The organism is Mycobacterium tilburgii, assembly GCF_902168065.1.
GTDB lineage: Bacteria > Actinomycetota > Actinomycetes > Mycobacteriales > Mycobacteriaceae > Mycobacterium > Mycobacterium tilburgii.
This window is the reverse complement of record NZ_LR655718.1, coordinates 17,220-40,668: the sequence shown is the minus strand read 5'-3', so window position 1 is coordinate 40,668 and position 23,449 is coordinate 17,220. Positions and strand designations below refer to the sequence as shown.

The following is a 23,449-nucleotide window of genomic DNA, read 5'->3' as shown; positions in this document are numbered from 1 at the left end:
AAGTCGACCGCGACAACAGAGCAGCCACAGCTAACTTAGCCGACCAGTAACGTCAGACACACTACGATCACTACTTCCATGATAGTACATCTTACTCACCAGATCTACGACTAAGTCTAGACGCCGGCAAGCACCTTGTGTGCATGTGTTTTTTAAATGATACGGCGACCACCGAGATCTACACACTGCATATCGTCGGCAGCGGGTTCGCCGCCTTCGAGTGTGCGTGCAGACTGTGCCGGCGGTTAGCCAGGTCGCGCGTCTCGGAGGCACGGGTGACCATTGTTTCGCCAGTCGATTACCTGCAGTACACGCCCCTGCCGGCGGATGTCGCGGGCGGCCTGGTCGACCCGCGGTTTTTGTCTGTATCTCGCTGGCCGGAACGCTCAAGGGTGTGCGGACGGTGCGCGGCCGCGTCGACAGCGTTGACTTCGACCGGCATACGCTCTCGTTCACCGATCCGGAGGGTCGGGTAGCAGCGCTGCCGTGGGACCGGTTGGTCTTGACGCCCGGTTCGGTCACTCAGCTCTTCGATACGCCCGGCCTGGCCAAATATGCACACGGCCTGAAATCGACGGCTGAGGCGCTGTATCTGCGCGATCGTGTGATCGAGCAGCCGGAACTGGCGAACGGCGACGAACACTAATGCGCGCGGCGGGCGCGCCGGACGATTGTCGTTGTCGGTGCCTCGTATTCGGATCCGAGTTGACGGCACAACTGCGCGCGCTTGCCGACGCGGCGGCCAAGCAGATCGGCTTCGATCGAGCCTTGGTGTGGTTTGTGCTGCTGGATCTGTCCGACCACGTCATGCCGGAACTGGGGCAGGGCAAAATCGCCCCGCCCACGGCCCAGCACGCCGTCCGGCAAGTTAAGACGTTGACCTACAACGTCGCCGCGAGTCTCGGCTACCGCAAACGGAAGGACTACCGGCACAGCGACAAAGGCATGGTCGTCGACCTGGGTCCGCGCTACGCCGTCGCCAACCCGCTAGGCGTACACCTGTCGGGCTACCCGGCCAAGTTTGTCACTCGCGCCTACCATCTCTACGCGCTTCCCCGGCTGGTCAACCGCTGGGCGGTTGCCATCGCGTATCTCACCGCCGTCTTCTTTGCCAGGACGGTGTTGTCGGTGGGATTCGCCGAGGTCGACCTGACGGCGGGCGAGGTCATCCGGTTGTCGAAGGCGGCGTGCGCGGAATGATCTTCGACGACACCCATCACCCGGATGAACTGCCCAGCCGGATGACGACATCTCACCCCGTCGGGTGGATAGTGGTCGGTGAGCCAAGCGGTGACCCCCGAGACCTGGGCCGACCACGCTGACGGCACAGCAACCGCCGATCAATGATAAGAGAAAATGCGCACATGGCCACGCTCGAATTCTTCGACACACCCGGATACGGCGAGATTGCCCGTACCCGCAACCAATATTGCCCGTACCCGCGATCAATACAGGCAAGCTCTGCGGATTGGTGATCGTGTATCCTTCTCGTGCATGCCGTATTGGCGAGATTGCGCTTCGCTCCAGGGGTTCGACGTTTCATCGATCCGCCGCTGAAGGTGCTGATCCGGAATGGACGCGTCGAGCAACGTAACCTACGGCGGTGCGGACTCACGACTGCCGACCTGGAGGCTGTGCTGCGCCAGCACAGCCACGAAAGTCCCGAACACGTGCACCTGGCGATTATCGAAGCCAAGGGTGCTATCTCGATATTGGAATCGGATGAGAAGAAATGGTCAGGCGGGCACGTAGGAAGCCAAAGTCGACACGAACTGCTAGATGACCATCACGGTGCGCGCAACTTCGGCGCCGACATGCGCAATGGGAGTAGGGATGTGAGTTGAGTCGGGAACGTCGGCGCCGCCGACGACTATCACGCTGGACTCTGCCGCCAGCAGATCGCCAGCCAGTGCGGGCAAGGCCCCGTCCGAGTGCAGGAAGGAATCGAAAAGCACAGCGGTCAGCCGAGCGTTCGCCCGTCGCACAAGGCCGCGTAGGTCTTGCTCCGCGGTATGGCCCCGTGGCGTCGATCCCGGTCGCGTTGTTCGTGAGCAATGCTGCGTATAGCGCGGCCGCGGCGTGCTGGTTGAACCAGATATAGGACAACCGCGAATCCTGCTGGACCGCAACGCTGGCAGCCACTTCACGAAGTTCGGGCGGCAGCGTCGCGGTGGCGACGGTGCGCGCGAAATCGTCACTGTCCTCGTTGAGGAGTATCGAGGCGACATAATCGTGAACGATCAGTACGTTGAAAAATCCTGTCGGGCTGCCGGTTGCCGCGCTGCGCAGGAGAACCTCACAGTCCGCGACGGCAGTCAGGGGACTGGCCATGTCATCGGTGATCGCCACCACCGCTTCCGGCCTGATGGTTCGGCCGAGCTCATCGGCCAAGGTTCGGATATGTGCGTTCAAGCCCGATCATGACGTGACGATTAGCAGCGAGTCGGGGGTGGCAAGTCGCGGGGTCTCCAACAGACTCTTCGCATCGACCCACCAAGCGGCTTCGCCCGCGCCGCCACGAGCCGCCGCCAACTCGGCAGGCCAGCGATATGCTACGGGCCCGTTCCGGCGAAGATGACGCGCCGATAGTGGTCGCGCAGCAACGGATACAAGCCTAACGAGATCGGCGCTCGATCGAATTCGAGCAAGGACCGGGCCTGGGCCCGGGTGTCGACGCGAAACTGGCGCCGCGACCGTCGGTTGCACAAGAGCAATGCGGTTCTGGGGTTCACCGGTTCGTACTTCTTCATAGCTCGTTTGAATGGCGCGTCGTCGGCCACGGGGTCCTGCTTCCGTGTCGGCGAGACACGGAAGCGTACTGGTGGATATGCGTGCGAGAGCCGCGGCGCTTTGACTACGAGCGTGCTGCCTGCCCGGGTGAAATGTCATCACCCCCGCGACCGAATCACCCGGGTGACGGCGAACGCGAACAGCGTCCTGGCTGACGACTCGGTGTGCCGACAGCCACGGGCCAGAATGTCAACGATGGGCAGCATTTCGCGGTCTAACGATTCGCGGCCCGAGGCGTCGAAACGTGAACAGAGTTCTTGTATTTCGTCTTTGAGCTGCACCAGTTGTTAAAGACCGATGAGTTCGCCGTCAATCCGGATCGGCGAAACCGGTCACCAGGATGGTGATTTTACCGTAGGGACTGGCGACGTAGCAGACGGGCTCCGTGCGGCTGTCCACAAAGAGTTGGAGCATGGCGTCAAACCGCTGGTTGGTAACCGTGCGATGATGCCGGTCGTGTGGACGCTGTGGCCAAGGTAGCCGGATTCGCGGTCCAGGTGCTCGGACGCCCAATTGTTGTAATAGAGCACCACTGCCGTGGCGGTCCACGACGGTGACACCGAGACCAACTTGCTCGAGCAGCCGGTTCCGCCTATTCGTTTAAGGCTCAACCCGCGATTATCCGGTGGTCGGCGACCTCGGGCAGTTCCCCGTGTGCTTTCATCCAATACTCCGACGTGAGTGTCCGTCCCGGCGTCCACATCAAATGTATTGAGAAAAAAAATCACATTCGACGCGAGGCCCATTGCGGATGCGGTGGCCCCGTCTCACGGCGTTTTAGATGTCGATTCGTCGACCGGTGCGGTCGTTCTACGAATTCGTGCTTAATTTGGCTGATTTCGCGACAGGGCGAGCACCGGGCCGTCGAGCGTGGGGGCTATGGATGCAATCGACGGGTGAGGCGTGCATATCCCCCCACGGTCGACGCGCCCGACCAACGGAGTGGTAGCGAGCTCGGTCTCACGGTGCCAGTGTGATGAGGCCCGGCTCCAGGGGAGGCTTCGTTGTCATGCCGCCGGCACCTCCGCCATTGCCGCCGGCGCCGCCACCACCAATTGCCGGAGGGCCGACAACCGGCGGGCCTTTCTTTGGCGGGGCCGCGGGCGCCATCACGCGTGGTGAAATCATGGTATTTGCGTCGGGAACCTGCGGAAGCGGAACAGGTGCCGGTTGCTGGATCCCGTCCGAATACGACGCGAGCACAACCCGACGACGGCTGGTCCACGCTACAGGTCTGCCCGGGCAATAAGCTCCCACCGCCGCCTTGAGGAAAAGGGTTTCGCTACGCCGGACTCTGCCAGGGTCGCGCCCGGGCGTCACGTTGTTGGCGTTGTCCACCAGCGCCTGTACCACTGCATCCGGTGACATGCCGCCACCGAGCAATGCACAGATTTTGTGGGCTGTTTCGATAAGCGCCGGGACACCCGAAATGGGTGCAATGCCTTCTTGATTGAGGAGTGCCACAAACTGATCGTCTTGGGTTGAGTTGGCCGCTGCTGGGCCGCCCAGCAGAATGGCGGCGCCGATCAACGCCGCAATGGCGGCAATCAAGTAGCCAGCGCGAGTGGTGATGCCGGCAAACATGGCAGGGTTTCCGTTTCTGCTGAAGCCGTTCCCTGGTGGGATGCCGATCGCACCCCGGAGCCGTCCCTGGGGGCAGGCATATTGAGGGCATCCCGATTCCGGATCGGCGTTCGGATCAGGGTGCGCATCCAAAGTGACGGCTGCCAGGACGGCCGCGCCAACTAACCCCGCTTTTTGTGTGGCATCCTGGGCCCGCCTTGGCGCGGACGCGGTGGACACGGTGCGGTTCCCGTCAAACGCTTCACATGCACCTAACGGCATGCCGGGGCTGATTACTGCATGGAACCGAATTGACATTTGCCACCCCACTCGGCTAAACTATAAATCATTGGCATTTGAGCCTCCCGCCACTTGTTTTCTGGCAGATCCTGGGCGGATGCGCAATGGACTGCTACCACAATATACGTCGCGACCGGCTCGCTACGCCCAATTTGTTCAGTGTGATTTGATCATGATCGCGAGAGCTTAAACACGGCTGGATTTTACTTGTGAGATCCTATACGTCGCTCACGCTTCACCCGTTGGACATCTCGATGTCAAGCGCCGCACCGGCCGACGGATACGTCAAGGATCAATCGAAGTAACTGTTAACCATCAGCCGAGTCATACACGCCACAAAGTGCCCCCGGCAGGATTCGAACCTGCGACACCGGCTTTAGGAGAACCGTGCTCTATCCCCTGAGCTACGAGGGCGAACGGGCCTGAGCATACCGGGGCGGGCCGGCCCGCCCCGGTATGCTCAGGCCGTCAGCGCAGTTCCGCGATGACCTTGGCGAAGTTGTCGATGTTGTTGTCCTGCACGGTGAAGGAGGACACCCCGTACTTCTCCCGGTACGCCAGTAGGGTGTCGGCGATCGCGCGCGGCGATCCGCTGAGCACCGAGAGCTGGGAAAGGATCTCCTCGTAGGACAGATCCAGGGCGTAGCTGCGGGTAAGCTTCAGGTCCGGTTCGGTCTCGCCCAGCCGCGGCATCGCGGTGATGGCTAGGTTCAACTCCAGCGAGTCGACCCGGTCCCTGGTGGCGTTGCGGACGAAATCGATCCGTTCGGCGAACGGGTCGTCGACGGCGCGCACCTTGGAACCGGTCAACCCAATGATGTCGGCGTTGCGGGCCGCGATGGTCAGCAAGCGGCGAGTCGGGTCAGCCAGCGGGGTGAAGGCATGTGACGGGGTTTTCCCTTCGGTCTTCACAGTGAAGGCCGCTAATTTGTGCGCGGTCAACACGGCGCGGAGATGAAAACCTGCAAAAGGTCGGACGAATCCCGTGAAGGATGACGCAAGTTTTACGGTTTGGGCGCCGGGGCCGCATTCCCGGCCAAGCAGTCACGAAGTTCCTGACTGCCCGGCGCGAAGTCGAATCCGCAGTTGCACTCGTGGACTTGCTGGGTGTTGCCAAGGCCACTGCAATAGGGGTCTCCGCCGAGGCCGACGGTGCGGTCCACACAACCGCAGCGGCCAACGCCGCCGACGCGGTGCCGAACACGGCCATCAACAGATGAGTCTTTATGGTGGAATTCCTTTTCTGTCCGGTGCGTTCGAAGCAGCATCTCATCGGAATCGGCGTACCGCAGCGCCAGCACCGTCAGGTCGGCGCCGCAGGCGTGCGACGTTTGCTACTGCCCCTTCATTGTCAGATGGATCAGCACCACATTGAGCAGCGTGACCAGGAGCGCGACCGCCCAGCCGATGGCGGTCGTGACCGGGTGATTGGTGTCCTCGCCCATCAGCTTGCGGTTGCTGGTGAGTCGCACCAGCGGCAGCACCGCGAACGGGATGCCGAACGACAGCACGACTTGCGAGATCACCAACGAACGGGTCGGGTCGAGGCCCAGCGCCAACAGTGCGACGGCTGGGCACAGCGTGACCAGCCGTCGCACCATCATCGGTATCGATCGATGCAGCAGTCCCTGCATGATCATGGCACCGGCGTAAGCGCCGACCGACGAGGAGGCCAACCCGGACGCGAGCAGGCCCACCGCGAACAGCACCGCGGTGCTCGGGCCGAGCGTGCCGTGGATCGCGCTGTAGGCGCCGTCGATCGACGCCACGTCTGCCTGGCCGCGCAGATTGATCGCGGCGACCAACAGTATCGCCGCGTTCACCGTCCCGGCGACGGCCATCGCCAGCACCACGTCCACCTGGGTGATCCGCAACAGCCAGCGCCGGTCATGGCCGGGTTCGGGGTACCCGTGCCGATCCAGCACCAGGCCGGAGTGCATGTACACGGCGTGCGGCATCACGGTGGCACCGAGGATGGCGGCGGCCAATAGCATGCTTTCGGTGCCCTGGAACCGGGGCAATAGTCCGCCGAGTACGGCGCCGGGCGGTGGCGTGGTGACGAAGAAGCTCGCCGCGAAGCCGACCGCGATGATCAGCAACAGGCCGGTGATGACCCGCTCGAAAATGAGCTGTCCGCGGCGGTCCTTGATCGCCAGCAGCAGCATCGACATCACGCCGGTGATCACCCCGCCGAGCGGCAACGGCAGTCCGAACAGGATCCGCAGCGCGATCGCCCCGCCGATGACTTCGGCGACATCGGTTGCAATCGCCACGATTTCGGCTTGCGCCCAGAAGGTCAGCCGCAGCGGGTGGCTCATGTCCTTACCGATCGCCGCGGGCAGGGCACGTCCCGTCACCAGGCCGAGTTTGGCCGAGAGATATTGCACTAGCCCGGCCATCACGTTGGCGGCGACGATCACCCACAGCAGCAGATAACCTAGCTGGGCGCCGGAACTGACGTTGGCGGCGACGTTTCCGGGATCGACGTAGGCGATGGCGGCGACGAACGCCGGCCCGAGCAGATACCAGCTCGTCTTGAACGAGGCCCGGGTGTCCTGCGCCAACTGACCGACCTTCGATCCGCACTACCGAATAAAAAGTTAGGGTAGCCGATACTTGCTGGCCGGCCGCTGCCGGGCCTAGGTGGCGCCGGTGCTACCGCCGCCGTCGACCCGGAGGATTTGTCCGGTTAGATAGCCCGCATCCTCGTGCAGCAGCATGCAGATCACGTGGGCGATCTCGACGGAGACTCCGACGCGCTGCAGCAGAATACCTGTGAGCAGAAGCGCCTCGCGCTCCGATCCGACCGGGCTGCGTTCCCGTTACATCTCGGTCTCCCGTCGGACCCGGGGGCCGCCGCGTTGACGGTGATGCCCGACGGCGCCAGCTCGCGGGCCCAGATCCGGGTGCAGGTCTCCAGCGCGGCCTTCGCCGCGGCATAGAGTCCGTTCGGCGACGCCGAGCGTCGTTAGGCTACTGACGTTGACGATGCGGCCCCACCCCGCCTCGACCATGCCGGGCAACACCGCCTGAACCACCTTGACCGCGGTGCGCACGTTCATGTCGTAGGCATGCGCGAGATCGTCCAGATCGACCGACCCGATGCGGCCGAACCCCCAGGCCGACGTTGTTGACCACCGCGTCGACTGGGCCCTCGGCGAGGATCTCGTCCAGGGCCGCCGCCGTCGCCTCGCGGCTCGCCAAATCCGCCGCGCGGAACTGGCCGGGGAAATCCGGCGGCGCGCTGCGCGCCATACCCGATGGGTTCGTGGCCATCGGCCACCAGGCGGTCGACGACCGCACGCCCGATTCCCTTCGACGCCCCAGTGACCAGGACTCGTCGTTTCGACATCGCATTCCCCTTCCGCCCATGCAGCCAACGGAGGCAACGCCGGATCAGCATGGTTCATGCCGTGAGACACGTCACTGCGGTACGTATAGTCCCTTGCCGGTGATCAGGGGAGGTCGAGCGTGGTCACGATGCCCGGCAGGGTAGCCACCACCGCGGGGATCGCGTTCACCACCCGTATCGCGGTGGCGACCAGTCCAGCATGGTTGTCATCGCCGTTGCGGCTGCCCAGGCAGATGTCCATGGCGTAGGACGGTTCACCGGTGATCTCGACGCGGGGTAGGACCCGCCGGGCTGGGCGGGTAAGCCAGTTGCCGGACCACCGATCCCCACGCCAGGCTCAACACACCGGGCTGCAGGAGCATGGGGATGACGTCTGTGGGCTTACCGAATCCCATGACGTCGAACATGACTGCGGCGCTGTCGTAGGTCGCGTAGTCGACGATCTCCATGTATCGCAGTTGTTGAATACTTTGGCAGGTGCCGGCCAGGGCCAGCGGTAGCAGGTCGTTGGCAAAACCTGTATCAATTCCGTTGACGCATACGATCGAATTGCACTCGCGTGCAGTATCTTCCATCGGTCCGATGAGTTACTGTGGTATGACCTCCCACGGATACTGCAGGAAGACCGGGCCGCTGCCGACGACGTTGATCCCGGCCGCCAGCACCCGGCGGTAGCCCTCGAGCGCTTCGGGTAGCCGGTTGTCGGCGAGAGTGTTGTAGACCGCGCACTGTGGTCCGCCGGCGAGTACTGCATCCAGGTCGGTGCTGGCCAGTACGCCGGTCGAATTCGCAAGCCCGGCAAGCTCTGCGGCATCCTTGCCGGCTTTGGCGTCTGAGGACACCCATACGCCGGTGAGCTCGAATGCGGGGTTGGTGATGAGCGCGCGCAACGCATGGATACCGACATTGCCGTGCCCAGCTGAACGACACGAATGGGCATGACTGGCTCCTTCAGGGGTGGCTGATCACAGGTCCGGGACGGGAATGTCGAGATTCGGGAAGGTCAGGCCCCCTAGACCTCGAGTGTCTTGCCGGTCAGGAAGTTTCCGGCAGGTGATGCCAAATACACTGCCGCAGCGGCAATGTCGATGGGCCGAGACGGCGCATGGGTGTCACCTTCTCCATAGGCTTGCGCAGCTCGTCGTTGGAGGCCACCACGTCCAGCGCCGAGGTCAAGATCGAACCCGGCGCGATGGCGTTCACCCGGATGCGCGGGCACAAGTCGAGCGCGGCCAGCCGGATGTAGTGCGACAGCGCGGCCCTGGCGGTGCCGTAGGCGGCGAATCCTCGCCCGGCCAGCCGGCCCCATGGTCGAAGTGATGTTGATGATGCTGCCCTTGCAGGAATGCTCGAGGATCAGCGGAACGGCGACGACGGTCAGGGCGTGGGCGGTGGCGACGTTGAAGGTGAAGGCGTCCTTGAGGTCCTTCGTCGACGTGGTCAACAGCGTGTTGGGCATGGTTCCGCCGACGTTGTTGACGACGATGTCCAGTCGTCCGAAGGCCGCGACCGCCTGCTCGGCCAGCTGGGCGGTCGCCTCCGGATACGCCAAATCGGCGGCGACGGTGTAGGCCCGGAGGCCGGCCTCCCGGACCTGTTTGGCAACGGCCTCTAGTTGGGATTCTGTACGCGACGCGATGAGGACGTCGGCACCCGCTTCGGCAAACGCCACCGCGATCGCTGCCCCCAGTCCGCGGCCACAACCAGTGATGACAGCGACTTTATCGTCGAGACGGAACCTGTCCAGGATCATTACGGCCGCTCTTCGTCGAGGTGTCGACCGAAACGGAAATAAGACTGACCGGCTCGTATCGGGCATTTCTGAAACAGGTTCTAGTTTGGCATATGCCTGGCGCAATGCACCGGCCGATTCCATTTATTGGGATGCGGGGGCGAACCGGGCCGAGCGGTATGTACCAGGCGCGGCGACCGTCACGATCTGTCCAAGGCTCATAGGCATTTCTCCTAAATAGCTTGGCGGACAACGAAGGTCATACCCTAGGCGGAGACTGCCCGCGGCCGGCCGTCGCCACGCGCGACGGGAGCAGCCGAATACCGCGATTGTCAGGCTTGCGGGCCGGCCTGTTCGGGGGCGTCTGCCATGTCAAGATTTGCCGAACGTTAACCTGGCCGTACCGTTGCTTCATGTTCGCGACTCAGACGGTTGATTTTGTAGGCTGCTGCGGCCAGGGCCGTGGCGTTCAATCGTAAAGGTGAGGAACTGACTTGAAAATCAACTGGTTTGGCGGCCTGATGGGTGTGCTGGCTGCGGGGGCATTCGTCATTTCGGGATGTGGAAGTGACAACAACGCGTCCGGAGGGAGCTTGGCGACGAGTGCCCCCTCGGGGACTTCGGCGAAGGTGGCCTGCGGGGGCGCTAAGACGTTGAAGGCGAGCGGGTCGACGGCTCAGGCCAACGCGATGACCCGGTTCGTCAAGGCGTTCGAGCAGGCCTGCCCGGGGCAGACGTTGAACTACACTCCCAACGGATCTGGCGCCGGTATCCACGAATTCACGGGCAGGCAAACAGATTTCGGCGGCTCGGACTCACCGCTGAGCAAGGACGAGTACGCGGCCGCGCAGCAGCGGTGCGGCTCGCCGGCGTGGAACCTGCCCACGGTGTTCGGCCCGATCGCGGTGACCTACAATACCAGTGGGGTCACGTCGCTGAACCTCGACGGCCCGACGTTGGCGAAGATTTTCAACGGCGGCATCACCTCGTGGAACGACGCCGCGATCCAGGCGCTCAACGCCGGTGTGACGCTGCCGAACCAGCCGGTTCACGTCGTATTTCGCAGCGACGAGTCCGGGACCACCGACAACTTCCAGAAATACCTCGATGCCGCGTCCAACGGTGCGTGGGGCAAGGGCGCCGGAAAGAAATTCACCGGCGGTGTCGGCGAGGGGGCCAAGGGGAACGACGGCACCAGCGCCGCCGTCAAGGGAACGGACGGCTCGATCAGCTACAACCAATGGTCGTTCGCCCAGGCACAGCACCTGAACATGGCCAAGATCGTCACCTCGGCCAGTCCGGACCCGGTGGCGATCAGCACCGACTCGGTGGGCAAGACGATCGATGGAGCCTCGATCACCGGGCAGGGCAACGACTTGGTCCTCGACACGATCTCCTTCTACCGTCCCAGCCAGGCTGGCGCCTACCCGATCGTGCTGGCCACTTACGAGATCGTCTGCTCGAAGTATCCCGACGCCCAGGTCGGTGCGGCGGTGAAGGCCTTCCTGCAAAGCGCCATCGGTGCTGGTCAGAACGGCTTGGCCGGCAACGGATACATCCCCCTTCCGGATTCGTTCGGGTCGAGACTGTCGGCCGTGGCGAATGCGATCTCGTGACCCCGAGCTCGTAGTGGCGGAACGACCGCCCGTCAGCTCATCCGGCACAGAGCCCGCTCTGGCGGCGGTTGACGTACGCGCGGTCCGGCGGGGCGATCGGCTGTTTAAGTCGATCGCCACCGCCGCCGGTTCCACGATCGTGATCGCGATCGTGCTGATCGCGATCTTCCTGCTGGTGCGGGCCATCCCCGCGCTGCGGGTCAACCACGTGAACTTTTTCACCAGCGCCGAGTTCGACACCAGTAATGCGGCGGCGTTGGCGTTCGGCATCCGCGACCTGCTGATGGTGACCGTGCTGAGCTCGGTCAGCGCGCTGGTGCTGGCTGTGCCGGTCGCGGTGGGGATCGCGGTGTTCCTCACCCAGTACGCACCGGCGTGCCTGGCCCGCCCGTTCGCCGCCATGGTCGACCTGTTGGCGGCGGTGCCCTCGATCATATTCGGGCTGTGGGGAATTTTTGTGCTGGCACCCAAACTGCAGCCGGTCGCTGAATTCTTGAATCACCATCTGGGGTGGATCTTTCTGTTCAGGCAGGGCAACGTGTCGCTGGCGGGTGGCGGCACCGTCTTCACGGCCGGGATCGTGCTGTCGGTGATGATCCTGCCGATCATCACTTCGGTTGCGCGAGAAGTGTTCCGGCAGACTCCGCGGATCCAGATAGAAGCGGCACAGGCGCTCGGTGCCACTCGGTGGGAGGTGATCCGCATGACTGTGCTGCCGTACGGCCGCAGCGGCGTGGTCGCGGCGTCGATGCTCGGCCTGGAGCGCGCACTGGGCGAGACCGTTGCGGTGCTGATCATCTTGCGGGCGGCGGCCCGTCCCGGCAGTTGGTCGCTGTTCGACGGCGGTTACACGTTTGCCTCGAAAATCGCCTCGGCGGCATCGGAGTTCAGCGAACCATTGCCGACCGGGGCGTATATCGCCGCCGGCTTCGCGTTGTTCGTCGTGACGTTCGTGGTCAACGCGGCGGCCCGGGCGGTCGCCGGCGGAAAGGTCAACGCGTGAGCACCGACATCCTGCGGCAACCCGTCAAGCTCACGGTGTTGCAGCCGCTGAGCGTGTCAAGGCGGATCAAAAATCACGTCGCGACACTGTTTTTCCTTGCTTCCTTTGGCGTTGCCCTGGTGCCGCTGATCTGGGTGCTCTGGGTGGTGATCGCGCGGGGCGGGTACGCCGTGACGCGGCCGGATTGGTGGACGCACTCGCTGCGGGGGGTGTTACCTGAGGAGTTCGCCGGGGGTGTCTACCACGCCTTGTACGGGACGGTGGTGCAGGCCGGGGTGGCTGCCGCGCTGGCGGTGCCGCTCGGTTTGATGACGGCGGTGTTCCTGGTCGAATACGGTTCCGGGCGGCTGGCGCAGGTGACGACCTTCATGGTCGACGTGCTCGCCGGGGTCCCCTCGATCGTGGCGGCGCTGTTCATTTTCAGCCTGTGGATCGCCACGTTGGGATTTCAGCAGAGCGCGTTCGCCGTGTCGCTGGCGCTGGTTCTACTGATGCTGCCGGTCGTGGTGCGGTCCACCGAGGAGATGCTGCGACTCGTGCCCAACGAACTGCGCGAGGCCAGCTATGCGTTGGGCGTACCCAAGTGGAAAACCATTGTGCGGATTGTCTTTCCAATCGCGACGCAGGGCATCATCTCTGGTGTGCTGTTGGCGGTCGCGCGGGTTATCGGTGAAACCGCGCCGGTGCTAATCCTGGTAGGATATAACCGGTCGATCAACCTCGACGTCTTCCACGGCAACATGGCGTCGCTGCCAATGCTGATCTACACAGAACTCACCAATCCGCAGCACGCGGGTTTCCTGCGGATCTGGGGTGCGGCGCTGACCCTGATCATCATGGTGGCCGGGATCAACCTCACCGCCGTGGCGTTTCGCTTCCTGGCCGGCCTCCGGCGGTTATGACGCGCTCAGGAGCGTGACGAGGCTTTCGCGGCGGCCTTCTTCGCCGGCGCCTTTTTGGCGGCGGACTTTTTGGCCCCCGACAAGGCCGTCTTCTTCTTGACAACGGTCTTCTTCGCCGGTGCGTTTCCGTTCTCAGACCGAGCCTTCACGCTGGCCTCCAGCTTGGCTAGCAGGTCGGAGACGTCTCCGGTCTCGTCCAGCTCCTTCGGTTGTTCCTCGGTGGTAAACGCCTCTACGCCTTCGAGTTTCGCCTTAACCAGCTCGTGCAGCTGTTCCTGATAGGTGTCGTGGTAGCGATCCGGGTTAAAGTCCTCCGCCATCGATTCCACCACCTGGCCGGCCATCTTGAGCTCCGCGGGCTTGATCTCGACTTTCTTGTCCAGCACCGGACAGTCCGGGTAGCGGATCTCGTCCGGCCACAACAGAGTGTGGATCACCATCACGTCTCGCTTGCCAAAGTCTTTCACCCGCAACGCCGCAAGTCGGGTCTTGTTACGTAGCGTGAAATGAACGATGGCCATCCGGTCCGTCTCTGCGAGTGTCTTGGCCAGCAGCACATAAGGTTTCGAGGACTTCGAATCGGGCTCCAAAAAATAGCTGCGGTCGAACAATATCGGGTCCACGTCGCCGGTGGGAACGAACTCAAGCACTTCGATCTCGCGGCTGCGTTCTTCGGGCAGGGTGGCGATGTCGTCGTCGGTGATGATCACCATCTGGCCGTCGTCGGACTGATAGGCCCGCGCGATGTCGCGGTATGCGACGACCTTGCCGTCCACCTCGCACACCCGCTGATAGCGAATGCGGCCGTTGTCCTTGGCGTGCACCTGATGGAACTTGATGTCGTGGTCCTCGGTGGCGCTGTACACCTTGACCGGCACGTTGACGAGCCCGAATGTGATCGAACCCTTCCAGATAGAACGCATGCAGCCAGCATGCCCACACCGGTGCCGGCAAAACAGCCTGACAGGCGTGCTGAACAGGGTCAGCGCGAGTTGCAGGCAGAGGACGGTCCGGGTCGGGTGAAAACCGTTGCTGTTCAACACGATCAGTGATAAGTGCCCAGCGGCGGGGCCGTCACTTGGGTGTGGGCACCGCCCCGGAAAGATGGCGGGCCTGGTTGCCGCCGGCGCGTTTGGTCTGGTACATGGCGGCGTCCGAGGTCCGGATCAGGTCGTCGATGAGTTGCATGGCCGTCGTGAGAGGTTCGGCGTCGAGCGGGACGCTGGACGTGCCGATGCTCGCGGTGATCTCAAACGGCAGTGCGGCGACCGCGCGGCAGATCCGTTCGGCCATGGCCGAGGGGATCGGTGTGGTCTCGATATCGGCGACCACGATTTCTTCGCCGCCGGCGCGGCCGATCACCGCGGTCGCCCGACAACTGCGTTGCAGTGCGGCGGTGACGACCAGGGCCTGATCGCCGGCGGCGTGGCCGTGGGTGTCGTTCAGCCGCTTGAAGTCGTCGAGATCGATCACCGCGACCACCAGGTACGCGCCGGGTTGTGTTGCGGTGGACCCTGAGCAGTTCGTAGGCCGAGTTGTTGAAGGAACGCCGGTTGTGCAGGCCAGTGAGCGGATCACGATCGGAGCTCTGTAGGTCGGTCCGCAGCGTGTGCACCAGCGAGTGCATGCCGAACGGAACGCCGACGATAAGCCCGAGCACCACGATCAGCGACTCGGCGGTGAGGGCGACGTCACGGGTCTCGGCGATGATTCGGTACGCCAGCACCGCCAAGCACGTCACCGCCAGGGTTGACCAGCACATAACCGATGGTGTGAAAATAGGCGATGTAGGCGCTCAGGAGCGCGAAGGTCGTGCAGCTCATTAACGCCACGTACGGATTCGCCAGCGTGAACAGCATCGCCGCGATGCCGGTGATCGCGATAAGCAGCCACACGCTTGATTGCCGTCGCGTCGGCCAACGCTTCCAGCGTAACCCGGCGTCGACGATTCCGAATGATGCCGCCACCATCGTCACGGCACGCGCCACCGGATTGACCGGCCCGGCCGGGCTCCACAGCATGATCAACGGGTAGGCCGCGAACGAGGCGATGAAGACGGCCGAAATCCGCCGCCACGAGTTCAGGAGGCCGTAACCGTCCAGGTTAGGCACTGTAGCGCCGCGACGGCCAGGCAGCCCGGCTCACGCACGGCTGCGATCGACCCGGTGTGTACGAACAGCGGTGGGGCGACGTCCGTTGTGCAGGAGAGCTTCCACTCCAGATCGAAGGTGTAGGTGGCCGAGCCGTCGGCGCCGATCGTGGCCACCGCGGTGGGTGTGCGAACGGCACCGATGCTTCCCGGAAACAGTTGTACGCCCGAGACTTTCACGTACTCGACGATGCGCCGGCCGTGCGGGTCGTTGGCGATGTGAGTGAGGAAATCGACGTCGCGGCCCCAGCCGGCACAGCCCGACCGCTACGTTGAGGGGACTGCCGATGACGTGTTCGTCGTCACCGACGACATCGATCAGCGACTCGCCGATCACCAGACCACGGCTCATCGCACCAATGCCTTCAACGTCGCGCGAGCGCCTTTGTCGTGCAACGACTCCAGCGCCCAGCGGTAGGCCTGGACGAAGGCAGGTTGCGCAGCCAGATCGCCGAACGTTGCGGTGATCTCGATGAAGGCGGTGGGATTCTCGGACTGCGTCCGGGCGATCGGGATCAGCGAGTCCGCGAGCTGGTCGACCACCTCGAACGGTTCACCCCACTCGTCGGTGCCCCTCGGCGTAGCGGGCCCAACTAGCCACCGCTGCCGCCATCAGCCGAACCGGGCCGCCGGGCGAGGTTGTCATTGATCACCGGCACCAGCCACTTCGGGATGCGATCCGACGAGTAGGCGCACAGCCGCGCAACGGTGTCGCGGACGCCGGCGTTGGCGAACCGCTCGATCAACGTGCGGCTGTAGTCGTGCAGATCGATGCCCGGCACCGGCGGCAGCGTGGGAATGGCCTCGGATTCGAAGTAGCCGAACAGAAAGTCGGCGAACGACGGATCGCGGGCCGCGTCGTGGACGAACTCGAAGCCGCACAGATGGGCGAAGTAGGCCAGGCACTGATGCCCCGCGTTGAGCAGCCGCAGCTTCATCAGTTCGTACGGGCGACGTCGTCGACCAGCAGAACACCGGCCCGCTCCAATGGTGGTCTGCCGTCGGCGAAGGCGTCTTCGAGCACCCACGCGGCGAACGGTTCGGCCAGCACCGGCCACCGGTCGTTGACACCGAAATCTCGGCGCACCTCCTCGGCCTATCTACACCGTGGCCGGAGTGATGCGGTCGACCATCGAACTCGGGAAGCGGGCCTGCTCGGCGATCCAGTCAGCCCGTTCGGGATCCTGGCTTTCGGCGTTTGCCAGCACCGCTCGCCGCGCGATCTCACCGTTGCTTTCGATGTTGTCGCACGACACGATCGTCGGCGCGGCGATGCGGCGGTGCCGGCGTCGGTGCAGGGCCTCGGTGATCAACGCGAACACGGGGCCCGTCCGGATCGCGGTAACCGCCCTCGGTGATGGTCAACGAGATGATCCGGGTGGAGGCCGCGGCGAGCACCGCCAACGACGATTCCGGATCGTCGGGTGCCAGGCCTTGCTGCAGTAACCGCTCGATGTACATCGCCTGATGGGCCCGGTGAAAGTGACCGGCTCCGATGTGGGCGATACCGACACCGATGCCGGCGCGGTCATAGCGCGGTGCTTCGATGGGCAGCCGCCCGAGCGCCGCATTGTTCAGGTTGACCGCGCCAGCCACCATTGGCTAACTCATCCCCGGACCACTGCCCGGATCGTTAACGGGGTAGAAAACCTCCGGTCGGCGCGACCGACAACCGCAAGACGTCGGCCAGGGCACGCCACGAATCGATGATTGCCACCACACCCGCCGCGATCAATTCTTCACGGCGGCAAGCGATCCGACATTCCTGAACGGGCAAGGTCGTCGAAGTACACGGCCTGATGTGCCCTGTGGAAGTTGCCGGCGCCGATGTGCATCACCCCCCGCTGCAGGGCCGACCTGTCGTAGGTGGGCACGTCAACGCGTTGCGCATGCAGTTGCAGGGTCGCGTCGCTCAATGGGACGCCGGTTTTTGGACGCCAAGGGGAGGGAATGACATCAAACATTGCCTTCCTGTGCCCGCGGGCGGGGTGTGAACTAAACGCGTCGTGGTTGACGTCACACGGAGGTACGTTTAGCGGCGTACATCGAGGTCAACACCGTAACACTGCTGAAACGCGTAGGTTTGACACTATGGCAGCGCGGGTGAAGCTCACCAACGCCGACAAGGTGCTGTATCCGGCGACCGGAACCACCAAGCGGGACGTCTTCGACTACTACACGCGCATCGCCGAAGTGATGATCCCGCACATCGCTGGCCGACCGGCGACCCGCAAGCGTTGGCCCAACGGCGTCGACCAGGATTCCTTTTTTGAGAAGCAACTGGCGTCGTCGGCGCCGGACTGGCTGGCGCGTGCCAGCGTGACGCACCGGTCCGGCACCACGACGTATCCGATCATCGACAGCGTCGACGGGCTGGCCTGGATCGCGCAACAGGCGGCCCTGGAAGTGCACGTGCCACAGTGGCGGTTCGTCGCGCAGCGGACCCGAAGTAGGGCCCAGGAGCTCAAGCCCGGTCCGGCAACACGATTGGTGTTCGACCTCGACCCCGGTGAGGGAGTGACGATGACGCAACTCTGCGAGGTCGCCCACGCCGTGCGGGAGTTGATCATCGATATCGGATTGACCACTCTCCCGTTGACCAGCGGCAGCAAAGGACTGCATCTCTACACCCCCCTGGACGATCCGGTGAGCAGCACTGGTGCCAGCGTATTGGCGAAACGCATTGCGCAGCAGCTGGAAAAGACGATGCCCAAGCTGGTGACCTCGACGATGACCAAGCGTCTGCGCGCCGGCAAGGTGTTTGTGGACTGGAGCCAGAACAACGCGTCGAAAACTACGATCGCGCCGTACTCGTTGCGTGGCCGCGAACATCCGACGGTGGCCGCGCCGCGCACCTGGGACGAACTCGAAGACCCGCAGCTGCGCCAGCTGCGTTACGACGAGATGCTCGACCGGGTCGCCCGCGACGGCGATCTCATCGCGGCGCTGGACGCCTCAGAAATCGGAGCGCCGGTCGCGGGCAGGCTCACCAGGTACCGCAGCATGCGCGACCCGTCGAAGACACCTGAGCCTGTTCCCCAAGTCAAACCTACTGCTGGACGAGGTAATAAGTTTGTCATCCATGAACACCATGCCCGCCGGCTGCATTACGATTTCCGGCTGGAACGCGACGGGGTACTGGTGTCGTGGGCGGTGCCGAAAAACCTGCCCGAGACGACGTCGGTGAACCACCTCGCCGTCCACACCGAAGACCATCCGCTCGAATACGGCTCCTTCGAGGGCACCATCCCCAAAGGCGAATACGGCGCGGGCAAGGTCGTCATCTGGGACGCCGGCACTTACGATGCCGAGAAGTTCCGCGAGGACGAGATCATCGTGAACCTGCACGGCAACCGGATCTCGGGGCGCTATGCGCTGATCCGGACCAACGGTGATCAGTGGCTGGCGCACCGGATGAAAGACCAGCATGTCTTCGAGTTCGATGAGATTGCACCGATGTTCGCGACACACGGTTCGGTGACGTCCCTGAAGGCGACACAGTGGGTGTTCGAAGGGAAATGGGACGGCTACCGGCTGCTGGTCGAGGCGGATCACGGCGCCCTGCGGGTGCGGTCCCGAAGCGGTCGCGACGTCACCGGCGAATACCCGCAATTACAGTCCCTGGCAGACGCTTTGGCCGACCATCACGTGGTGCTCGACGGCGAGGCCGTGGTGCTGGATAACTCCGGCGTGCCCAGTTTTCATGCGATGCAGAACCGCGGCCGCGGCAGCCAGGTCGAATTCTGGGCGTTCGACCTGCTTTACCTCGACGGCCGCTCGCTGCTGCGGACGAAATACTCCGATCGCCGAAAGCTGCTGGAAACACTTTCCAGCGCAGGCACTCTCATCGTCCCCGAGCTGCTGCCGTGGGACGGCGCCGACGCACTCGAATACTCCCTGGCGCACGGCTGGGAGGGGGTGGTCGCCAAAAAGCGCGACTCCACCTACCAGCCCGGCCAGCGCTCGGCGTTCTGGTTTAAAGAAAAGAACTGGAACACACAGGAAGTCGTCATCGGCGGCTGGAAAGCCGGCGAAGGCGGGCGCAGCGGCGGCATCGGATCACTGATGGTGGGCATACCGAGCGAGGGTGGGCTGCGCTTCGTCGGGCGCGTGGGCACCGGCTTCACCGAACGCGATCTGGCCAACCTCAAGAAGGCGCTGGCGCCGCTACATACCGACGACTCCCCGTTCGACGCGCGACTGCCGACACGGGACGCCAAGGGCGTGACCTTTGTCGAACCGGTTCTGGTCGGTGAGGTCCGGTACAGCGAATGGACCCCCGATAACCGCCTGCGCCAACCGAGTTGGCGTGGACTGCGACCCGACAAGAAGCCGAGCGAGGTGGTGCGCGAATGAAATGGGTGACATTCCGGGGGCCTGACGGCGAGCGGACCGGCGTGCTGGCCGGCGACGCGATCCACTTCGGCGCCGGCGGGGGTTACGCTGCTCGATCTGGTGGCCCGGGGCGCCGACGGGTTGCGCGAGGCCGGCGAGCAGGCCCTGCAAACCGGTCCCATGCCGGTGCGTGAGGTCACCCTGCTGGCCCCGATACCGCGGCCGCCGTCCATCCGAGATTCGCTGTGCTTCCTGGACCACATGCGCAACTGTCAGGCCACCATGGGCGGCACCCGGGTGCTCAGCGACACCTGGTACCCCATCACCTCGTTCTACTTTGCTTGTACGGCAACAGTTTTCGGTCCTTACGACGATGTTCGGGCGGCACCGGGAAGCGCGTGGCAGGACTTCGAGTTGGAGATCGCCGCGATCATTGGTACCCGCGGCCAAGACCTGACCGTCGCGCAGGCCGATGAGGCGATCATCGGCTACATCTTCAACGACTGGTCGGCCCACGACCTGCAGCAGATGGAAGGCCAACTGGCGATCGGGCAGGGCAAGGGCAAGGACAGCGGCGTCACGCTGGGGCCCTACCTGGTGACGCCCGACGAGCTCGAACCGTATCGTCGTGACGGCAAGCTGGATCTGCAGGTCACTGTGATGGTCAACGACAAGGTGATCGGATCCGGTTCGACCGGGCAAATGGATTGGAGCTTCGCCGAAGTCATCTCCTACGTCTCGCGCGGAGTGCCGCTGCAGCCCGGAGACGTCATCGGCTCCGGCACCGTGCCCACCTGCACGCTCGTCGAGCACCTCAGCCTCAGCGACCCGGATGCGTTCCCGGGTGGGCTGGGCGACGGCGACGTCGTCGTCCCACCCCCAGTCACCCAGGTGCGCCGCGACGTCGGTGTGTTTCGCCGGGGTAGGTCAGCTCGGCGATGTCGAGGTCTAATCCGTGTCGGCGCCAGCCCTCGGACATCTTCCGGGCCTGCTCCTGCGCGTCGTTCGATGCATCGGTGACCGATCCATAGTCGGCGGCCAGCCGGCTGCTGGGGGCGCTCAGCGCAACGATGTCGTTCAGCAACCGGACCTCGGCCTGCGGGGGCAGGAAGCCGATGAGTACGCCCTCGGCGAGCCAGGCGGTGGGCTGGGCGGCGTCGAAGCCGGAGGCCCGCAGCGCCGTGGGCCAATCGTCGCGAAGGTCGATGCCCACCGTACGGTGCTCGGGGCTGGAATCGCACCGATGTCGGACAGCGTCGCGGTCTTGAACTCGATCACCTCGGGCTGGTCGATCTCGTAGACGGTCGTCCCGGCAGACCAGGACAGCCGGTAGGCGCGGCTGTCCAACCCGGCCGCGACGATCACGATCTGCCGCAGCCCCGCCGCGGTGACCTGGGCGAAGTAGTCATCGAAGAACCGGGCGCGGACGGCGAACGTGCCGGTCATCCGGGGGAAGCCCAACTCCTCGTCCTCGTCGAGGTCGAGTTCTCCCGCCGCCAACCGGGTGAACGCGTCGATTCCGACTGCGCGCACCAGGGGTTCGGCGAACGGGTCGTCGATGACCGGCTGCGGGCGCCTGGTGGCAGCCGCCCGCGCGGCGGCGACCATGGTGGCGGTGGCTCCGACGCTGGTGGCGGCGTCCCACGTGTCGCGTTCGGTTCGTGGCATCGTTTCTCCTTCGTCCTCGGGTCGAAAACACCCTATGTTCCACCGGTAAACAGCGACGTCGCATACGGTTTCGATATGCACGCAGTGACATTGGAAACCGTCGAAGACAACATCGCCTGCATCACCCTGAACCGCCTCGAGCGCCTGAACGCGATCGACGGCGTCGAGGAGGCGGCTCGACCCGCTGCGCGGCGGTCAGCATCGCGTCACGATCATCACCGGCGCGGGCCGCGGATTCTGCGCGGGCGCCGACCTGAGCGGCACCGGCCAGGCCTGGACCCGGCCGGCCAGCCCGGCGACCCCGCCCTTCAAGGTCAACTACGACGCGCAGGTCCGGCTGGCCGGCCTGTACACCCGGATCTACGAACTGGACCTTCCGGTGATCGCGGCGGTCAACGGCGTCGCCGTCGGGGGGCGGATTTGGCGTTCACGTTCGTCAGCGACATCCGGGTGGCCTCTCCGACCAGGCCCCGGCTTCTCGTCGATGTACATGGGCATCAGTTATCTGCTGCCGAAGATTGTCGACGCCGGGGTGGCGCGTGAGCTGATGTTGACCGGCCGCATCATCGACGCGGACGAAGCGTACCGCATCAAGCTGGTGCACCAGGTGGTCGCGCCGGACGAGCTGATGGCGGCGGCGCTGCGCAAAGCGCGCGAGATCGCCGCAAACAACGCCTACGGAGTGTGGCAGACCAAGATCGGTCTCAAAGCGGCGCCGGACGCGCCCAGCCTGCGGCATGCCATCGAGGATCGAAAACCGCATTCAGATTCTCAGCGGCTTCACCAACAACCCGGCGGAGGCGGCGCGAGCGCACTGGGAGAAACGGCCGTCCAGCTGGGATCCGCTGTAAGGCCCTGGGACGGTTAGAGTTTCGCGATCTCACGTTAGTTCCGTAGGCCGGATGTCACCAGATCACAATTCGGCGAGTGGTCAGGCTTTCGCCATGGCGTACGGGGGAGCGCCGACGCCGGCAACCGTGTGAGTCCCCCACGGTGTCTGTTCGACGATCCGCGCGGCCGCGCTGTGATCGTCCACGGTCAGCCTCGCGGCGCGATTCTGCTTGAGCAGTTCCTCGGGCAAGGGCTGGGTGGGGGAGCCGAACAGTGTGCCCTGCCAGTGGTACCGACCGTCGATCGGGTCCAGCCGGCCGGTGAGCCGTGCGCGCACCGGCACCTCCACGCCCTCGACCGTCAGCGCGGCCGCTCCGTCGTAGATATCATCGTCGGCGGGGGCGGCCGACGACAGGTCGAACGCGTTGGCCAGGCGAGCCGCCGGCAACGCCGGCCCCAGGTGGGCACGCTCGTTGAACACCTGCATGCTGCTGCCCAGTACTTCGATGCGGGTGCTCCCGCTGCGGTTCAGCAGCGCCAGGCAGCCGATGACGTGGCGGGTCTGCGTATCGATGTCGGGCCCCGCCAGACAGAAATAGTTGGGAAACCCGTGGATCGCGACACCGAGGAAGGGCTCGATGCCGTCCCGCCAGCTCTGCGCGAGGTGCACCCCGCCGGCGCCGACAAGTTCGGCGGCCCCGTCGGCGACGGTGAACCCGGTGCCGAAGATGACCGCGTCGAGGCGGTGCTCGCCGTCGGGCGTGCGGATACCGGACGGGGTGATCGCGCTGATCGGTGCCGTCACCAACGCGGGACGTAACGGCGTGCTGCCCAGGGCGGCCCGGGTATGACGGAGCAGCCAGCGTTTGACCCGGGTGGCTGGCAGCGGCAGCTCGGCGACGATCCGCCGCGGCGCGTGGGCGAACACGGTGACCGACGACGCCACGGCGGTGAGCCGATCGAGGTGAGCGGCGGCAACCGAATCGGCGCCGATGACCGCGACGTGCTTGCCGGCCGGGTCGAAATTGGTGTGCCATTGCGCTGCATGAAACGACGTGCCGTGAAAGTCGTTGAGCCCGGCTATATCTGGCGTCCACGGCGCCAACGGCGGCGCGGTGCTGACGAGGACGCGGGCCCGAACATTTCCGGATGCGATGCGTAACGTCCAGGTGTCGGTCGCTTCGTCGTACCGGTAGGTCGCGGGCGTC

At 64.4% G+C, this 23,449-nt stretch carries 15 protein-coding genes, 1 tRNA gene and 9 pseudogenes; 8 read left to right on the top strand and 17 right to left on the bottom strand.

Annotated features, from left to right (window positions below; genetic code table 11):
* Nucleotides 1-1,490: 1,490 nt before the first annotated feature.
* Nucleotides 1,491-1,844 carry a DUF421 domain-containing protein gene (locus tag FQ389_RS12190; RefSeq protein ID WP_260860707.1) on the top strand — a complete coding sequence of 118 codons (354 nt, stop codon included), beginning with the start codon at nucleotides 1,491-1,493 and terminating at the stop codon, nucleotides 1,842-1,844.
* Here FQ389_RS12190 and FQ389_RS12185 read toward each other — a convergent pair.
* Nucleotides 1,776-1,955, bottom strand: coding sequence for a hypothetical protein (locus tag FQ389_RS12185; protein WP_144208007.1), 180 nt, complete (start codon nucleotides 1,953-1,955; stop codon nucleotides 1,776-1,778). The two genes, FQ389_RS12190 and FQ389_RS12185, sit on opposite strands and share 69 nt — an antisense overlap.
* A 124-nt stretch (nucleotides 1,956-2,079) precedes the next feature.
* Here FQ389_RS12185 and FQ389_RS12180 point away from each other — a divergent pair, with 124 nt between their 5' ends.
* Nucleotides 2,080-2,424: a hypothetical protein gene (locus FQ389_RS12180; protein WP_144208004.1), complete on the top strand. Its 345-nt coding sequence runs from the start codon at nucleotides 2,080-2,082 to the stop codon at nucleotides 2,422-2,424.
* Nucleotides 2,425-2,552: 128 nt separating this feature from the next.
* Here the strand turns inward: FQ389_RS12180 and FQ389_RS18050 are convergent, their stop codons facing one another.
* The 8 genes and pseudogenes from FQ389_RS18050 to FQ389_RS12140 form a co-directional block, all read right to left on the bottom strand.
* Nucleotides 2,553-2,780 carry a hypothetical protein gene (locus FQ389_RS18050; RefSeq protein WP_186296389.1) on the bottom strand — a complete coding sequence of 76 codons (228 nt, stop codon included), beginning with the start codon at nucleotides 2,778-2,780 and terminating at the stop codon, nucleotides 2,553-2,555.
* 970 nt (nucleotides 2,781-3,750) lie between these two features.
* Entirely contained in the window at nucleotides 3,751-4,374 is a 624-nt protein-coding gene (locus tag FQ389_RS12170) for a DUF732 domain-containing protein (protein WP_186296388.1), read from the bottom strand.
* Nucleotides 4,375-4,994: 620 nt separating this feature from the next.
* Nucleotides 4,995-5,067: transfer RNA gene (locus tag FQ389_RS12165), tRNA-Arg, on the bottom strand.
* Nucleotides 5,068-5,121: 54 nt separating this feature from the next.
* Nucleotides 5,122-5,538, bottom strand: a pseudogene (locus FQ389_RS12160) (LLM class F420-dependent oxidoreductase); the annotation flags it as partial.
* Nucleotides 5,539-5,987: 449 nt separating this feature from the next.
* Nucleotides 5,988-7,217, bottom strand: a complete 1,230-nt coding sequence (locus FQ389_RS12155; protein WP_144207999.1) for an Nramp family divalent metal transporter — start codon at nucleotides 7,215-7,217, stop codon at nucleotides 5,988-5,990.
* Between the two features lie 75 nt (nucleotides 7,218-7,292).
* A pseudogene (locus FQ389_RS12150) lies at nucleotides 7,293-8,005 on the bottom strand (SDR family oxidoreductase).
* A gap of 71 nt (nucleotides 8,006-8,076) precedes the next feature.
* Nucleotides 8,077-8,945, bottom strand: a pseudogene (locus FQ389_RS12145) (NAD(P)H-dependent amine dehydrogenase family protein).
* Nucleotides 8,946-8,970: 25 nt separating this feature from the next.
* A pseudogene (locus FQ389_RS12140) lies at nucleotides 8,971-9,758 on the bottom strand (SDR family oxidoreductase).
* Between the two features lie 473 nt (nucleotides 9,759-10,231).
* Here FQ389_RS12140 and pstS point away from each other — a divergent pair.
* From pstS to pstA, 3 genes are read left to right on the top strand one after another with little or no spacing between them, the layout of a single operon-like run.
* Nucleotides 10,232-11,353: a phosphate ABC transporter substrate-binding protein PstS gene (gene pstS, locus FQ389_RS12135; protein WP_144207996.1), complete on the top strand. Its 1,122-nt coding sequence runs from the start codon at nucleotides 10,232-10,234 to the stop codon at nucleotides 11,351-11,353.
* Nucleotides 11,340-12,356, top strand: a complete 1,017-nt coding sequence (gene pstC / locus FQ389_RS12130) for a phosphate ABC transporter permease subunit PstC (protein ID WP_144207993.1) — start codon at nucleotides 11,340-11,342, stop codon at nucleotides 12,354-12,356. Before pstS ends, pstC begins: the two co-directional genes overlap by 14 nt.
* A complete protein-coding gene (pstA, locus tag FQ389_RS12125) occupies nucleotides 12,353-13,258 on the top strand; it encodes a phosphate ABC transporter permease PstA (protein WP_144207990.1) in 906 nt (301 codons plus the stop codon). Before pstC ends, pstA begins: the two co-directional genes overlap by 4 nt.
* Nucleotides 13,259-13,263: 5 nt before the next feature.
* Here pstA and ku read toward each other — a convergent pair whose 3' ends face one another.
* The 6 genes and pseudogenes from ku to FQ389_RS21275 all read right to left on the bottom strand — a co-directional run.
* On the bottom strand, nucleotides 13,264-14,181 hold the full coding sequence (ku, locus tag FQ389_RS12120) for a non-homologous end joining protein Ku (protein ID WP_144207987.1): 918 nt from the start codon (nucleotides 14,179-14,181) through the stop codon (nucleotides 13,264-13,266).
* Nucleotides 14,182-14,332: 151 nt separating this feature from the next.
* On the bottom strand, nucleotides 14,333-14,836 hold the full coding sequence (locus tag FQ389_RS12115; protein WP_260860706.1) for a GGDEF domain-containing protein: 504 nt from the start codon (nucleotides 14,834-14,836) through the stop codon (nucleotides 14,333-14,335).
* Nucleotides 14,837-14,949: 113 nt separating this feature from the next.
* Nucleotides 14,950-15,369, bottom strand: coding sequence for a hypothetical protein (locus FQ389_RS12110; protein ID WP_144207981.1), 420 nt, complete (start codon nucleotides 15,367-15,369; stop codon nucleotides 14,950-14,952).
* A gap of 2 nt (nucleotides 15,370-15,371) precedes the next feature.
* Nucleotides 15,372-15,759 (bottom strand): annotated as a pseudogene (locus FQ389_RS12105) (carbohydrate kinase); the annotation flags it as partial.
* Nucleotides 15,756-17,006: pseudogene (locus FQ389_RS12100) on the bottom strand (mannitol dehydrogenase family protein). The pseudogenes FQ389_RS12100 and FQ389_RS12105, both read right to left, overlap by 4 nt.
* A 152-nt stretch (nucleotides 17,007-17,158) precedes the next feature.
* Nucleotides 17,159-17,371 (bottom strand): annotated as a pseudogene (locus tag FQ389_RS21275) (mannitol dehydrogenase family protein); the annotation flags it as partial.
* A gap of 127 nt (nucleotides 17,372-17,498) precedes the next feature.
* On the opposite strand from FQ389_RS21275, the gene FQ389_RS12090 reads away from it, so the two are divergent.
* A complete protein-coding gene (locus tag FQ389_RS12090; RefSeq protein WP_260860705.1) occupies nucleotides 17,499-19,763 on the top strand; it encodes an ATP-dependent DNA ligase in 2,265 nt (754 codons plus the stop codon).
* Nucleotides 19,760-20,612: pseudogene (locus tag FQ389_RS12085) on the top strand (fumarylacetoacetate hydrolase family protein); the annotation flags it as partial. The gene FQ389_RS12090 and the pseudogene FQ389_RS12085, both read left to right, overlap by 4 nt.
* 3 nt (nucleotides 20,613-20,615) lie before the next feature.
* On the opposite strand, the pseudogene FQ389_RS12080 reads toward FQ389_RS12085, so the two are convergent.
* A pseudogene (locus tag FQ389_RS12080) lies at nucleotides 20,616-21,410 on the bottom strand (SAM-dependent methyltransferase); the annotation flags it as partial.
* Nucleotides 21,411-21,594: 184 nt separating this feature from the next.
* Here FQ389_RS12080 and FQ389_RS12075 point away from each other — a divergent pair.
* Nucleotides 21,595-22,278, top strand: coding sequence for an enoyl-CoA hydratase/isomerase family protein (locus tag FQ389_RS12075; protein WP_313901976.1), 684 nt, complete (start codon nucleotides 21,595-21,597; stop codon nucleotides 22,276-22,278).
* Between the two features lie 63 nt (nucleotides 22,279-22,341).
* Here FQ389_RS12075 and FQ389_RS12070 read toward each other — a convergent pair whose 3' ends face one another.
* Nucleotides 22,342-23,346, bottom strand: a complete 1,005-nt coding sequence (locus FQ389_RS12070) for a DUF4873 domain-containing protein (protein ID WP_407662867.1) — start codon at nucleotides 23,344-23,346, stop codon at nucleotides 22,342-22,344.
* Nucleotides 23,347-23,449: the final 103 nt, after the last annotated feature.

Coding starts and splice junctions, on each gene's coding strand:
- ku (WP_144207987.1), bottom strand. CDS start 14,181: ATGCGTTCTATCTGGAAGGGTTCGATCACATTCGGGCTCGTCAACGTG.
- FQ389_RS12090 (WP_260860705.1), top strand. CDS start 17,499: ATGGCAGCGCGGGTGAAGCTCACCAACGCCGACAAGGTGCTGTATCCG.
- pstC (WP_144207993.1), top strand. CDS start 11,340: ATGCGATCTCGTGACCCCGAGCTCGTAGTGGCGGAACGACCGCCCGTC.
- FQ389_RS12170 (WP_186296388.1), bottom strand. CDS start 4,374: ATGTTTGCCGGCATCACCACTCGCGCTGGCTACTTGATTGCCGCCATT.